Origin of the sequence: Siminovitchia sediminis, from assembly GCF_042680885.1 — a bacterium.
In the GTDB taxonomy this organism is placed as follows: domain Bacteria; phylum Bacillota; class Bacilli; order Bacillales; family Bacillaceae_C; genus Siminovitchia; species Siminovitchia sediminis.
This window is the reverse complement of record NZ_JBHUEO010000092.1, coordinates 1-14369: the sequence shown is the minus strand read 5'-3', so window position 1 is coordinate 14369 and position 14369 is coordinate 1. Positions and strand designations below refer to the sequence as shown.

Genomic DNA, 14369 nt, shown 5'->3' with positions numbered 1-14369 from the left:
AATAAAAAGTTGGTAATTCTTCCTAATCATAGGAAACAACGGAGCCACTCTAAAATAAATCAAAATCTTGCTGGCCGGTCTTCTCCAATCGATTGTCTTTGATCACGATTGTTTCTGTTTCTTCTACCGCTTTGGCCAGCAATGGATTCCAATCAAACTTGCTTTCAAAAGCAACAATTTTTTCGGTTTTAGGTTTTGTTTTAGGCGCAGGAGGCGTAAAAATTGTACAGCAATCTTCGTAAGGTCTATTGGAAATCTCCAGCGTATCAATCTCATTTGCAATTTTGATGATATCCGTTTTATCCATTGCAATGAGAGGACGCAGTATGGGTGTATTCGTTACCTCATTGATCGCCACCATACTCTCCATCGTTTGGCTTGCAACCTGGCCAAGACTTTCTCCGTTAAAAATAGCCAGTGCATCATTTTTCTGTCGCAGAACATCAGCTATACGAAGCATCATACGACGGGTAGAAGTCATGGTGTAGCCTTCGGGGATTTTTTCATGGATTTTCTCTTGAATCTGAGTAAATGGCACGATATGAACTTTGATCCTGCCGGAAAATTGAGCGAGCTTTGCCGCAATATCGATAACTTTCTGTTTGGCTCTCTCGCTTGTATAGGGAGGACTGTGGAAATGTACCGCCTCAATATCAACTCCCCGCTTCATGGCAAGATATCCGGCTACGGGACTGTCAATCCCCCCGGAAAGCATAAGGATTCCTTTTCCTGACGACCGGGCAGGAAACCCTCCCTGGCCTTGAACCACTTCGCCGGATATATAGGCGGCTTCACTCCTAATTTCTACAAGCACATCAATATCAGGTTTTTTCACATCAACACTAATGTCCTCCATATGGGTTAAAATATGCGCCCCAATGATTTGATTTAATTGATTCGTGTCATATTCAAATGTTTTATCTGAACGACGTGCGGAAACTTTGAATGTACCCCCTGGTTGATGCGACTTTTTGATCACTTCCAAGGCCGCCTTTTTAATTTCTTCTATATTTTTTTCGGTCTGAATGGCCGGGCTGAAAGACTGGATTCCAAAAACAAAAGAAAGCTTTTGCTTGACCGGATCATATGGTTCTCCGTTCAGCAGAACATACATCCTGTCATGTGTGGTTTCAATCCGTGCTTCAGGAAACTCGCGCAGTTTCATTTTGATGTTATCCCTCAGTTTTCTGACAAAAAACTTTCGGTTCCTTCCTTTTAAGGTCAGCTCTCCATATCTAATCAATATTCTGTCATATTTCATTGATTTCGCCTCATTACTTGATTTAATTTTTCCAGGATCTGTTTGAGCGTTGTCACCATCTGTTCAGCTTCTTCCATTGTGTTTTCATAAGAGAGGCTGATCCGGATGGCTCCTGTTAGCTCTTCGTCTGTTGCGCCCATCGCTGCTAACGTACCGCTGGGGGTTTTATCCTTTGAAGAGCAGGCGCTGGTAGTTGAGATAAATATATCTTTCTCAGCAAGTGCATGAACAATCACTTCCCCTTTTAACCCTACGGCCGAAGCATTGACGATATGCGGTGCCGCCTTGGCGTTTGGCGTGTGAACAACAAGGCCCGGGAGTATTTCCAGCTCCCGGATGATATAATCCCGTATCTGTACCAGCTGTTCTGTATTCTCCCGTCTTTGATCTTCTGCCATACGGAATGCCTTTGCCATAGCAACAATACCGGCAACATTTTCTGTTCCGCTCCTCAGTTTCCTCTCCTGCTTTCCTCCAGATATGAGAGGAGTAAGGTTGATACCATTTTTCACAAATAGAAATCCGGTTCCTTTCAAGCCGTGAAATTTATGGGCAGAGAACGTGCACAAATCAATTTGAGCATCGTATATATCAAGCGGTACCTTACCTGCACCTTGAACATTGTCCACATGATAAATTACTTTCGGAAACTTTCTTAATCGTTGGCCAATTTCCTGAATGGGCTGAATCGTACCCACTTCATTATTGACATGCATAACGGAGACAAGAATGGTTTGATCAGTGACAGCGCCAATTACATCATCCGCCGACACCCGGCCATTTTGATCTACATCTATATAGGTTATTTCAAATCCGCTCATTCGGAGCTGTTCGCACGCTTCTTTTACTGAAGGATGTTCGACACTCGTAGTAATAATATGATTTCCTCTTCCGTGATGCATAAAAGCCGTTCCTTTAATCGCAAGATTATTGCTTTCGGAACCGCCGGAGGTAAAATACACCTCATTGGCGTGGACCCCCGCCAATTTCGCAATTTGTTCACGCGCTGTTGTCAACAATTGCTCTGCCTTTCCCCCCAGTGCATGAAGGGAAGATGGGTTTCCGAAGAAATTCCGGCTTACTTGAGCAAATGACTCAACCACATCGTCATAGGGTCTGGTTGTTGCACTATTATCAAAATAAATCATTTATGGGCCACCCGCTAACTTGTTCATAATATAATCAATCATACATAATAACACATGAACAAACTGAATGAAATATGAAATGACTGTAAAAGTTTTGAAGATGGTGACGAACGTTAGGTGCAGGAGACATCTGATTACGTCGGGATATGGGAAACATCCCATATATTCAGAACCTACTATTGGAGATTTACATGTTTGGGGATACTGGAGCGCTTATATGAAGTTTGGAGCGTACCGGTTCCTCTCCTAGAAGGGCACGGCACGCTCCAACATTGGTCACACAGGAATTTCCTCGTTAAACATTTCTTCAATTTTTTTCAAGGCACCGGGCTCTACTTTTTCCACTGCAGCAGCGGCCTGTTCCAATGAAGCACGGTATTCATAATTGCGGAACGCTGCCTCAGCTTTGTCAAGTTCAGCCCTTAACTGAGGGTTCTCCGCTCTATAACGGTTTCCGTACTGGATCACATGCTCGGCAAATCGGGCGTTTTCAATATGTTCTTCTGTACGGCTGTACAAATGCTCCACCGTATCCGTTGCTTCCAGCAAATGATTTTGGACCGACTTCATGCTCAAAGGTTTTTCAAGTAGGCTTCGGAAAACATCGTCAATTTGCTCAGATGCCTGCTCATACAACGCTTCGATATCATTGGGAAGCCCGGGCATCCTGCTTTTTTGAACGAGCCTGACAATATCACTTACTTTTTTCTTCAATGCAGTAATTTGTTCCCTTGCCTCCAGCTCATCTTTGCGCAAGCTTTGCAGACGTTCGGCAAAAAGCAGTTGTTTCTTTTCCAATTCTTCCAGCCCGCTTTCAATATCATCTAATTCCTCGCTCAATGAGGAAAAGGCAGATTGGTCTTCCTGTAATTTCGCTTTAAGCAGCTCATATCTCCTCATTAATTCATGCAATCTTTCATCAAGATCATGAGGTACATCCAAATCATGATCAAACAGCTGATAGCTTTCCTGCACGATCTCCGTCTCAAATTTCAACTCCTCGTTGGCCTTCAGCAATTTGTTCATATAGGCTTCTGTCTGCTCATTTTGCTGGAGTACATGATGCCTCGCATATACTTCTTTTTCAAGCAGGTCATATATTGAATCGAGCTGTTCTTTAATTTCTTCCAGCCCATCAGCAACTTCATCCACTTCTGTTTGCATCAGAAACTCCGTGTACGTTTCCAATTCCTTGTTCATTTTGTCCATCATGGTCTCCATTTGAATATGATCCAGAACATAGCCTTGTTCTAGCATCTCTTTATATCCATGAACAAGCTCGTCTTGTTGGGAAGGGATAATGGTTTGACAGTCAGTCAGTAGATCCGGCAGCTTTTCCATTCGATACGAGACTTTTGCTATATCTTCGGAAAGGGCCTCAACGACTTTTCGAGCTTCTATGTAGTCCCCTTCTTCCGCCAGCTTTTCATAAGCTAACATTTTCTCCTCTGCAGATTTCAGCATTTCTTCCAGCTTATTTGCCGCTTTACCAAACCGATGGGACTCGGTCAACAACCGTTTTTTGGCCGAATGATATTCTTCCCTCAAGCTTTCGATATTGGTTCTGCTTTGTTCCTCACTCTCGGTCAGCTCTTTTAATTCCTCTAAAATTTGTTGGATCTGCTCATGGATTTCTGTCAGTTCTTTTTCGATCTGCTCGCGCGTTTCTTTCACTTTTTTAAAAAGAAACTTATCCGTTGCTTCTTCAGCTTCAAACAGTAACTCATCAATATGCGGCAATTGGACAGTAATAATGTTATCCCACGTTTGGCGCCAATTCTCAAACATTTCTTCCGTTTTGCCGGCCAGGTTCAGTTGTTTCACTTTCGTCAGCTCTTCAACGACCGGCTTGTTCATGAGCTCCATTTTCCTGGCATCCAGAATATCAATTTCTTTATAATACTTTTTCCGTATCATATATCCAATAATAAACATGATGATGACCAAGATGATTGCACTGATGACGATTTCAACACCGTATTTCATGTATAGTCCCCTGCTCCTTCCATCGTTCAGCCGAAACATATATATATCAAGTCATTTGTAATCAGATTATTTCTTTCTATGATACCATGACAACGACAATTTTTGACGTATAAATGCAATTTTTCTACGGTTTTTTGAGAAAAGCATCAGGCACGGCCTAAGGTACAATCAAAAGCGGGTTTTTGGTAAGGAGTCTGTCACACCCATGCAGCTGATATTCCTCATATAATGCAACACTTTCAAATAACTTGCGGTACATCAGCTACAGCCCCGTCAAAAGTGTCCCTATGACTTTTCAACTACGGTCTTCTCCTGTATCTTTATCATTTACAAAGAAAAGCTGCCCCCATTGAGGGGCAGCCATTCCTAAACAGTCCTGATTACCGGCGCTGGAGGCCGGGCAATATACAAGGCATTTTTTTGAACATGCAGTGCCGTTTGGAGCCATTCGATAATCGACTCATAATACTTTTCGATAAAATAGGATTCTTTAGGATGCATCCCCCATACTTCACTAATATACTGGCTGTTTAAAAAAGGAGCAGTGAGCATTCCTTTTAGTTGGATAATCAACATGCTGACAGGGAGTGAAGGTGATTTCCCTCCCATTGCCGCAGAGGTCAACGCTTTAAAGTAATACCTTTCCTGCATCAAATAGGAAGCAATAATTTCACGAGCCACTTGTGAATCAATGGTGATCTCCCTCCACACAAGCCGAGACAGCAAATGTTGCTCACTTTGAAAAACAAGGACTTTTCTAATGGCCCTGTGCAGGCAGATCTCCGGATCCTCCCAGTCAATCTTTCTCTTTTCTTCCTCCAACAAAGATAGGTAAGGTTCAAAAAAGCTGATAAGACAAGCTTCCAACAACCCCTGTTTCCCATGATAATAATAGGAAATATTGGCAGGATTTACTTTAGCCCTGCCTGCAATATCACGGATGGTTGTCCCCTTGAAACCTTTGCTCGTAAATAATTCTACGGCCGCTTCCAAAATTGATTCCTTTGTTTTTCCTATGTGTCCGGACATTGTGGGCCCTCCCTTTTTAAAACAATGTCTGCCTTCTGGCCTCTACTACGATAGTATCGTATGGTTCATTTGACTTACTTCACTTATTCAACTTCAACCCGCACAATTCCTTCGAAAATATCTCGACATATTTTTGCTTAATTTGCTATTAATGGAATACGTTCTTGACTTTTGCCGGAGGGGTCCGTATAATACTCTCTGTGTGTAAAATAAATGCAGCCTTGATGAATAGGATGTTGACCGTATTTTGTTCCTCAGGATGAGGTGTATCGCGTAACCCGCTGCTGCTAGGGCGAAGGTGCATGAAAACAAAATACCCAGCATTGTATTCACGTAACGGTTTTTATTTTACAACAAAATAAAACCTAAGGAGGAGTCTTCTATGGCTCGTTATACCGGCCCAAGCTGGAAAATTTCCCGCCGTCTCGGAATTTCACTGAGCGGAACCGGAAAAGAATTAGAAAAGCGCCCATATGCGCCAGGACAACATGGTCCTAACCAACGTAAAAAGCAATCTGAATATGGACTTCAGTTGCAAGAAAAGCAAAAGCTTCGTCATATGTACGGAGTTACGGAGCGCCAGTTCAAAAACACTTTTGTTAAAGCCGGCAAAATGCAAGGAAAACACGGTGTAAACTTCATGATCCTTCTTGAACAACGCCTGGATAACATCGTTTACCGCCTTGGTTTGGCTCGTACTCGCCGCCAAGCTCGCCAGCTAGTGAATCACGGACACATTCTTGTAGATGGACGCCGCGTGGATATTCCATCCTACAAAGTAAACCCGGGCCAAGTTGTGAGTGTACGTGAAAAATCTAAAAATCTTGCGATCATCAAAGAATCTGTTGAAGCAACAAACTTTGTTCCTGACTATGTTTCTTTTGATCCAGAAAAGCTTGAAGGAACTTTGACTCGCCTTCCTGAGCGTTCAGAGCTTCCGCCAGAAATTAATGAAGCATTTATCGTTGAGTTCTACTCTCGTTAGGAAATTCGCTTTGCAAAGCATAGCATTAAAAGCCTTAAAAACCTTGATATATCAAGGTTTCAGGGCTTTTTTGTTTTTCTTGGCATTGCAAGATAATGCATGAAAATGAACGTATTTGGGGCTAATTTTGGGGCTAATTTGGGGCTGATTAATATTAATCAGTTTAGGCGTATGTAGGGGAATGGATATATTTCAAAAAAACAATGGGTATTCGGATTTTGTGGTGGAAAAGGGCTTATAAGTCTCCCTTTTCCAATTTCTTAATAAGTGTGAAAAAATCGACACCATAGTTTCCTGTTAAAAGTGGTCTGTTACTTCATCCCAATTGAAAGTATCGTATAACATAGCTTTGTTGAAAGCACTGAATGCCACGTGATCCTTAAAAAACGTTTCTAACGGGCTTTTCATCTACACCAACGCTTTCGGCTACTTCCACAAAGGTCTTAGACATGGATTGTTCTTCAATGGAGTCTACCAACCTTTTAGTCATATTACGCTTTTCGTCAATGGATATAAGGCGTTCCCAAAATGTGGAACCACACTCACGACACTTGTAACGTCTACGGTTTACTTGTAAGCCCACTCGCTTTAAACGAATAGGCAAGTCCATGATTAGTTGTTTTCGTAAACTGTGTTTGTACAATTTGTCAAATCCGCATTCGGGACAACGTTCAGTGTTTTGATTGCCTCCACTTTAAACATCATATCGGTTTTATTTTCTTGTGGGGGTTCAACTGTTTTAAGGTCTAGTAGGAATAATAGGTCTGACAAATTGTTCATCTTTTACTACTGGCATTAAGGGATCAAGTATTGATTTCAACAATCACGCCCGATTCAACATAAAGTTCTTTATCTTTTCTTCAGAATCAAACTGACCTTTTATAAGCATTAAGGGGTCATACTAATACCACCTGGGGTTCTATTTAACAATTCAATATGGCCAGACGTGTTGATTATAAATTTCACTTTTAATTCATCAAATGGAATAAGGATACCTATAGAAATAAATTCAACATGTTTTTATTCCACTTTAATATTTTATCCAAATAATTTGGTTGTTCTTCACTTGTTCCAGTAACGAGTCCGTTTTCCCACACAAATGATTCAAGTATTGATTTTACTGCTGTAATTTGCTCTTCAACTTGCTGTTCGTTTATTTCAAACTCATCTATAATCTCTTTACTATATTTTTCTTTATTATTTTTAAGCTGCATGAGAAACTTCCCCGATTCCGTTGCAGTTCCTTCTCCATTTATGAATCGTTCAAAATAGTCCTCATCCATATATTTTTTAGCGAGTGTATAAAAACTTACGTCATTGTCGTTTGAAAGAGGGCTACTATAGTTTTTAAACGGTTTTAAGTCACTGTTATCAATGACAACGTATCCTTTTTCTCGTAGCACATCATTAACACTACAATGTTTAAATAAATTGCGTATCATTAAAAGCCAGGTTAATTGAGAAATGCTTTCTTTGAAGGAAGCTTTCGCTACAACACAGGAAAGCTTCCTTCACATAATATATTACTTATTTGCAAAGTTCATTTCTTATTCTATTTTTTTGATGATGACTTTTCCTTCTTTGGCCAAATGGTGTAAGAAAATGACCAAATAAAATCGATAAATAAAATAACACCCCAGACAGCATTTACTTGGTTAATCTTCGGATCCTCATAAATTTGGAAAAATTCCCCGATTTGATTAAGATTAAAATCTTGCCAACCTGTAAAGTTGTCAATGTTCCAAAAGACAATTTGGGCAATCACAAAAATGACAAGGTGGATATACCAACCTTCTCTTTCTTCCTTTGCATGAGCTCGACCATACTTTTTCTCTACAGCGCTCTCGCTTGTTTGTAAGTCAGGAACTGTTTCCCCTTTCCAACTTGCAACTTTCTTTTTAAAATAGTGGTCTAATCGTTTAAAATCCTTTTTTCCTTCAAAAATAAGATAAATATAGAAAATTGCTGTAATAATCTGAAACGAATCAAGCGTTCCAGTTTGTAAATAATCATAAATGGCCAGAAATGCTAGGAATAATTCGTTCAGAATTAATAATATAATAAAGGCAAAACCGACAGCGTTCTTTCGAAACCAGTACCTCATAATAAAAAAGAGCCCTGCAAACACTAAAAATAGAATTTCTGCGATAATCACAATTAGCCATTTATACTGCATCAAAAAGTCCATCATTTCCATCATCTTATCAATCCTTTAATTCAAGAAAATAGCCTGTTTTTAACTCATCATATTTGATTTCACGTTTACATAGCATACACAGTCATTTATTAACAGATAAAGCAGTTTAATGCCTTAATAATGTAATATGCCCACTCTCCGTAATAACTGACAGAGTTGGACTATTCGTTGCAGGTTGTCCAATCTCTCCTTTTAATACATTATCATCACTGTTTGAGGTATCGACAAACGAAAAATCAGAATGTATCTCGCCGAATTTCGCTCTTAGGTCAAATGAAAGTATTTCGGGTTCCTTCGGAAGTTTTATTTTCACATCTCCAAACTTGGCATTGATTTGATTCTTGCCTTTTAGTCCCGTATTAAGAGAGACGTTTACATCTCCCTCAGCCGTTTCGAGATCAAATGATGCATCAATGCTATGGAGTGTAATATTTCCTAAATTAATATTACCTTTTATTACCTCACCCTGATAACCGTTTAGAACAATATTCCCTTCATCAGCATTGATATTGATTCTTTTGGATAATAACTTTTGTTCAGACGTGAGATCCCCAAAAGCAGTACGCAAAATTAATGTTTCATACATTTTGTCAGGGATATATACGTTTAACTTCGGTTCAGAAAAATTTAAAGAAATTGGAGATTTTTGATCCTGAGATAGTTTAATAATAGCAGATTTACCACTGGTATCAACTTGAAAATCAGTAACTAAATTGTTGCTGGTCTTTCCCGTTACTTCTGCTGTAATTTTATTTTGGTCATGTGTATGAATGTGGATCTCTGCCAATTCGCCATCAATCGTAATTTCATTAATCTCTTCAGCTTCAAGTGTCTCTTTCAATTCTATTTTTTCAGACTGATTCTTGAAATAATTGCCAAAACATCCCGATGCCAATACTGCTAATATTCCAATGACTAAAACAGTCAGGAATTTTCTGATAAACCATTTCATGGTACAACCTCCGTTATTTTGAGTTTAACTTGTCAGTGTTTTGGTCCCTCGTTGAATAATCAGTTGAAAATTTGTCTCTTTCTCCCCATTATTGCTATGATTGCCAGACCTGCTGTCAAAAGTAAATAGACATAAGTGAGTTGATTTCCCTGAATCCCTGTGAAGTCCAAATAGGGTGCATTTTGCACTGGACCCATAATCCACCAAACAACAAATATGGCCTCATAAAGCTTCCTAGTCCCCGCCCATATACCAGCTGCTAACGCTAAAGTAGGTGAAAAGAAAATAGCTATGAGCCAAGCACTTAGCCAACTCCAATCACCTGCTGCTATCATTTGAACTGTTCCACCACTGGTTATTAGAAACGAAACGAATACCCCTGAAAGCCAGACAGCAAATAATTGCATATAGGGAGGACAGTTGGAAAACAACAGTTGCTCTGTTCGATACATTTTTTCTTTCGCCCCTATAGGAGCCAACAAAGGGATCGGCCATAACCAAATAACATATAAAAACACTTTCGTTGAAGTCAATGGAATAAACATGGTAAGTAAAAACAAAATTATCCCTACTCCATACCACCAAAGAGAGACATCCCTAAACATGAGCTTCAGTTCAGAACGAAAGATGTAATAAAATGAATATTGTCTTTCCCCTTCAATAGTTTGGATATGGACAGATTCTATCACTTTACCTTTAGGCTGATACCTTACTAGATCCTTCTCAAGCCCACCATTTGTATTCTGAACAGATGTTTTCTTTTCTAAAGACAAAAGAGAGCCCCTTCGGAAAATCAGTACCGAGATTAGAAATAAAAAAGCACCAATCAACAACCAAAATAGACGTTCTGTAACGTAGTCTTTTGTCCATATAATCCCTGTCCAATCAAAAATTAATAGAGATTGCACTGTTTGGTATCCAAAATTCATGTTCGTCGCGTTTACCATCGGAAATGCCTCTTGTACTCCATTCAAAATTTCAGTGAACATTAATTGAGAACCAAAAATATCTATCTTTCCAACTCCTGAGAAACTCAAAGCACTAACCGCTGTCCATATACTGAAGAAAACGATATTACCTATAACGCCTTTCATAAAAGGGATAATGTCAAACAATATCGTTAGTGCACTCAAAACACATAGGGAGGGAAGAACGATCCATACATAAGGCAAAAGGTAATCATGTAATACAAACTGTGTCTCCTCAAGCCGAATATACTGCATAGTAATAAAAGCTAATTCTAATACGCCAGCCATGACAGCAAGTATTAAAAAAACACTAATCAGCTTTGTAAGCAAATAATGGAAATTACTCATCGGACTAGGTACTAGAATCGTACCGACACCTAACTTTCTGTCTTCGGAAATCTTCCCTCTTAAAAGGTAAAATCCAAAAGGCCAAAGAAACAGTGAACTGCTAAGTGCCGCAACGGCTCCTAACCATGCTGAATTGTAAATGCTGCGTGCTTCACCTACATACATGGTTTGGTAACCTGCATCAGCTGGAGGTACAAGGAAATATCCAAGAGTAATCACCACTCCAAGCATTATTAAAAATCCATAGGATCTCAATATCAGCATTAGATTGTAATGGCTGATGGTGATACAACGTTGGATTCTATCAATCATTACGCGTTCCCCCATTTCTTACAGATATATAATAAAGATAGGCATCCTCTAAAGTTGGGGATATCATTTCTGCATCTGGGAACGGACGACGATTAGAGATGATTCGCACATGCATGCCATCACTACGTTGAAATACTCGGCTGACCACATGGGACTGTTGAATTTCTGGCAATTGCCTGCTTGGAACCGTGCACTCCCATACTTTGTGCTCCACATCAATGAGAAGATCTTCCGGTAGAGCATGTTGCAACAATTTGCCTTCAGACATAATAGCAATTTGAGAAGCAATGGATTCAACGTCAGATACGATATGTGTGGACAGGATAATAATCCGCTCAGAGGCCAAATTCGCTAAGAGGTTGCGAAATCGAATACGTTCTTCGGGATCAAGGCCAACAGTCGGTTCATCAACGATGAGAAGTTTTGGATCATTTAAAAGAGCCTGCGCGATACCGATACGCTGTTTCATTCCTCCCGAAAAACCACCTATCCTTCGTTTAGCGTCCTGAGCCAGATTCAACGCGTCAAGAAGATCTTGAATGCGTTGTCTTGCTAACTTCATAGGCAATCCTTTAACGGCAGCCATATATTCAAGAAATTCAATCACGTTCAAATTCGGGTAAATCCCAAAATCTTGAGGTAAATAACCAAGGTTTTTTCTTATTTCTTTAGGATTATTTACAATGTTCATCCCATCTAATGTAACTTTTCCATCTGTTGCGCGCATTAATGTAGCGAGGATTTTCATTAGAGTAGTTTTACCCGCTCCATTGGGTCCAAGTAAACCTAGGACACCAGACTTCAAACATAAACTGAAATCAGTAAGTGCTTGCTTATTTCCATAATTTTTACTTACTTGATCAATCATTAATTCCATTAATCATTCTCCTTTCACTCAACTGGATGTTTCCAGAATAATTATAACGAATGAGAGTAAAATCTAAGTAAACAGCAAGCAAAATCGAAATTATTTCTATAGAGGCAGCAAAACTTGCATTGTAGTTCCTTCATTTATACGACTTTTTACGCGGATGTCCCCGTTATGGACAGAAATTAACTGTTGAGCAACAGCCATTCCTAAGCCTGTTCCTTCCAATATTGCATCGGTGGATGTTCCCCGATAATATTTACGAAACAAATGGTCAATTGTTTCCTTGTCCATTCCTTTCCCGTTATCTTCGATGGTGATCTTGAGATCTGTCAACTTTTGAAGGGTTACTCTAATTCGTGTCCCTTTAGGATTATGTGTAACCGAATTAACAAGCAAATTTCGAAGAGCCCGTTGAAAAAGTTTAGGATCGATTTGCATATCAAGTTGAGTTTCAACTGTTTCAAAAGAAAGGTGATAGCCATTTGCCCACGGAGCACTGGCTACATCAGCAACAGTACGGCGAACAAGTTCCACTACATCCTTGTTCTCCGTTTCTAAAGGAAAGTGTGCCCCTTCCAGTCGGAATGACAAATTTAAATCTTGAATGAGCTCATTCATATGTTCCGCTTTTCCGTGGATTTCCAATAGGAACTGTTCTTGTTTTTCTTCACTCCATTGAAACCGGTTTGACAATAGCATGGTTGAATAACCTGTTATGTAAGTGAGTGGAGTTTTTAAATCATGAGAAATGCCGGCAATCCATTCTTTTTTCATTCGATCCAACTTTTCCCGTTCCCTATGGTTGTTTTCTAAGGTTTGTGTTAAGGTTTCAAGGTGATCAATTAATTCTTTATATACTCGATAAGGGCCCTTTAATTTATGTGTTTTTTTTGAATAGATATTATTATGCTGAACAGGCGGATAATAGTTTCCATTGGCTAAATGATGAATCCATTGAATCATATAGTAAATTGGTTTCCCTATGTACCAGCCATAAATAATAAGGGATATGAAATATATCGAACCTAAAATTACGAGAGGTGTAGCACCCTTTTCCATCAATTCTGGCAAAAGAATACTTACTACTGCCAGAACGAAACTCGTAAAAACAAACATTAACACAAAAGTTAAAATTAAATAAACGACGATACGTAGCATTACTTTCATAGTCATCAACCTTTACATGGTGGCACAAATTTATAGCCTAGCCCTCTAATATTAACAAGAATACCAGGATTGGCGGGGTCCTTCTCAATCTTTTTTCGAAGTTTGGAGATATGAAAAACCACTGTTTTTTCGTCACCCTGAAGAGCGGATCCCCAAACCTGTTCATATAATTGTTGAGCGGTAAAAATTCGATTCGGATGCTCACACAAAAATACAAGCAGTTCAAATTCCTTAGCCGTGCAATGTCGATCAAAGCCATTCACAATTAATTGCCCCGCACTTTTGTGAACGGTAAAAACACCAAAATCCAGGATTTCCTCCTCCTGTCCTACATAAGAGGACTTATTCAAATTCTGTCTCCGTAGATGGGCTCGTATCCTTGCAGCTACTTCAAGGGGTTAAATGGCTTGGTGATATAATCATCCCCACCGATTCCAAGCCCCAATAATTTATCAAGATCTCCCGTACGTGCTGTCAAAAACAAGATTGGAACTGATGTTATTTTTCTAATTTGTTGGCACAATTCAAACCCATCAATATCCGGTAGCATAACGTCAAGGACAATTAAATTAAAAGCCACAGTCTCAACCAAATGTAAGGCTTCATTCCCAGATGATGCCGTTGAGATTTGAGTATAGCCCTCCTGATTTAAAAGATTTTCCAACATTGTCAAAATTCCTTTTTCATCGTCCACTAATAATATTTTATCAACCAAAATAGGATCCTCCTTTGTAAACTAAACTTGCTTTCTATCACTTAAAAATCACAGAAGAGAATTATTTAATACGGTTCTCCAAGGATTCGATTGCCAGTTTAAACGCAATTAAACGACGCTCATTTAATGTTTTTTGAGAACTACCTTCTTTTGCCTTTGTTATCTGTTTTTCAATAGATGGAATGATGTCTTCTAGTATATCTTTAGAAGTCAATATGATTTTTTCATCATAGAAAAAACCTCCTCCATTGCAAGCATCCTTTAGGCTTCGTAAACCGATTTTTACGGCACTTCGTCTCTTTTTGGGGCTGTCCAGAAAGTCAGTAAAAACTGATTTTCTGTGACAGCCCTATTTTGTTTAGTTCTAAAAAAGGCATACAAAAAAATCGCCCTTTCTAGTAAAATGTAAGTTACCACACCTACATTTTAG

At 39.3% G+C, this 14369-nt stretch carries 11 protein-coding genes and 3 pseudogenes; 1 reads left to right on the top strand and 13 read right to left on the bottom strand.

Annotated features, from left to right (window positions below):
* Positions 1 to 49 precede the first annotated feature (49 nt).
* The 4 genes from thiI to refZ all read right to left on the bottom strand — a co-directional run bounded on the left by thiI (position 50) and on the right by refZ (position 5424).
* Positions 50 to 1261 carry a tRNA uracil 4-sulfurtransferase ThiI gene (gene thiI / locus ACFSCZ_RS17510; RefSeq protein WP_380775758.1) on the bottom strand — a complete coding sequence of 404 codons (1212 nt, stop codon included), beginning with the start codon at positions 1259 to 1261 and terminating at the stop codon, positions 50 to 52.
* Positions 1258 to 2409, bottom strand: a complete 1152-nt coding sequence (locus tag ACFSCZ_RS17505) for a cysteine desulfurase family protein (RefSeq protein ID WP_380775756.1) — start codon at positions 2407 to 2409, stop codon at positions 1258 to 1260. Before ACFSCZ_RS17505 ends, thiI begins: the two co-directional genes overlap by 4 nt.
* Before the next feature lie 276 nt (positions 2410 to 2685).
* Positions 2686 to 4395, bottom strand: a complete 1710-nt coding sequence (gene ezrA, locus ACFSCZ_RS17500) for a septation ring formation regulator EzrA (protein WP_380775754.1) — start codon at positions 4393 to 4395, stop codon at positions 2686 to 2688.
* Positions 4396 to 4761: 366 nt separating this feature from the next.
* Complete coding sequence (gene refZ, locus ACFSCZ_RS17495) at positions 4762 to 5424, bottom strand: forespore capture DNA-binding protein RefZ (protein ID WP_380775752.1); 663 nt, start codon at positions 5422 to 5424, stop codon at positions 4762 to 4764.
* A gap of 382 nt (positions 5425 to 5806) precedes the next feature.
* Here refZ and rpsD point away from each other — a divergent pair, with 382 nt between their 5' ends.
* Positions 5807 to 6409: a 30S ribosomal protein S4 gene (gene rpsD, locus ACFSCZ_RS17490; RefSeq protein WP_380775750.1), complete on the top strand. Its 603-nt coding sequence runs from the start codon at positions 5807 to 5809 to the stop codon at positions 6407 to 6409.
* A 382-nt stretch (positions 6410 to 6791) separates the two neighbouring features.
* On the opposite strand, the pseudogene ACFSCZ_RS17485 reads toward rpsD, so the two are convergent.
* The 9 genes and pseudogenes from ACFSCZ_RS17485 to ACFSCZ_RS17445 form a co-directional block, all read right to left on the bottom strand.
* Positions 6792 to 7180: pseudogene (locus ACFSCZ_RS17485) on the bottom strand (transposase family protein); the annotation flags it as partial.
* Positions 7181 to 7404: 224 nt separating this feature from the next.
* Positions 7405 to 7812, bottom strand: coding sequence for a hypothetical protein (locus ACFSCZ_RS17480; RefSeq protein ID WP_018708801.1), 408 nt, complete (start codon positions 7810 to 7812; stop codon positions 7405 to 7407).
* Between the two features lie 149 nt (positions 7813 to 7961).
* Entirely contained in the window at positions 7962 to 8609 is a 648-nt protein-coding gene (locus tag ACFSCZ_RS17475) for a hypothetical protein (protein WP_052717178.1), read from the bottom strand.
* A 103-nt stretch (positions 8610 to 8712) separates the two neighbouring features.
* A complete protein-coding gene (locus ACFSCZ_RS17470; protein WP_380775747.1) occupies positions 8713 to 9558 on the bottom strand; it encodes a DUF4097 family beta strand repeat-containing protein in 846 nt (281 codons plus the stop codon).
* A gap of 59 nt (positions 9559 to 9617) precedes the next feature.
* Complete coding sequence (locus tag ACFSCZ_RS17465; RefSeq protein ID WP_164216717.1) at positions 9618 to 11186, bottom strand: hypothetical protein; 1569 nt, start codon at positions 11184 to 11186, stop codon at positions 9618 to 9620.
* Positions 11179 to 12063: an ABC transporter ATP-binding protein gene (locus ACFSCZ_RS17460; RefSeq protein WP_380775743.1), complete on the bottom strand. Its 885-nt coding sequence runs from the start codon at positions 12061 to 12063 to the stop codon at positions 11179 to 11181. The genes ACFSCZ_RS17465 and ACFSCZ_RS17460 overlap by 8 nt, the downstream gene beginning before the upstream one ends.
* A 96-nt stretch (positions 12064 to 12159) precedes the next feature.
* Positions 12160 to 13224: a sensor histidine kinase gene (locus ACFSCZ_RS17455; protein WP_380775741.1), complete on the bottom strand. Its 1065-nt coding sequence runs from the start codon at positions 13222 to 13224 to the stop codon at positions 12160 to 12162.
* A gap of 5 nt (positions 13225 to 13229) precedes the next feature.
* Positions 13230 to 13942: pseudogene (locus tag ACFSCZ_RS17450) on the bottom strand (response regulator transcription factor).
* 58 nt (positions 13943 to 14000) lie between these two features.
* Positions 14001 to 14243: pseudogene (locus tag ACFSCZ_RS17445) on the bottom strand (hypothetical protein); the annotation flags it as partial.
* Positions 14244 to 14369: the final 126 nt, after the last annotated feature.

Coding starts and splice junctions, on each gene's coding strand:
- thiI (WP_380775758.1), bottom strand. CDS start 1,261: ATGAAATATGACAGAATATTGATTAGATATGGAGAGCTGACCTTAAAA.
- ACFSCZ_RS17505 (WP_380775756.1), bottom strand. CDS start 2,409: ATGATTTATTTTGATAATAGTGCAACAACCAGACCCTATGACGATGTG.
- ezrA (WP_380775754.1), bottom strand. CDS start 4,395: ATGAAATACGGTGTTGAAATCGTCATCAGTGCAATCATCTTGGTCATC.
- refZ (WP_380775752.1), bottom strand. CDS start 5,424: ATGTCCGGACACATAGGAAAAACAAAGGAATCAATTTTGGAAGCGGCC.
- rpsD (WP_380775750.1), top strand. CDS start 5,807: ATGGCTCGTTATACCGGCCCAAGCTGGAAAATTTCCCGCCGTCTCGGA.
- ACFSCZ_RS17475 (WP_052717178.1), bottom strand. CDS start 8,609: ATGATGGAAATGATGGACTTTTTGATGCAGTATAAATGGCTAATTGTG.
- ACFSCZ_RS17470 (WP_380775747.1), bottom strand. CDS start 9,558: ATGAAATGGTTTATCAGAAAATTCCTGACTGTTTTAGTCATTGGAATA.
- ACFSCZ_RS17465 (WP_164216717.1), bottom strand. CDS start 11,186: ATGATTGATAGAATCCAACGTTGTATCACCATCAGCCATTACAATCTA.
- ACFSCZ_RS17460 (WP_380775743.1), bottom strand. CDS start 12,063: ATGGAATTAATGATTGATCAAGTAAGTAAAAATTATGGAAATAAGCAA.
- ACFSCZ_RS17455 (WP_380775741.1), bottom strand. CDS start 13,224: ATGAAAGTAATGCTACGTATCGTCGTTTATTTAATTTTAACTTTTGTG.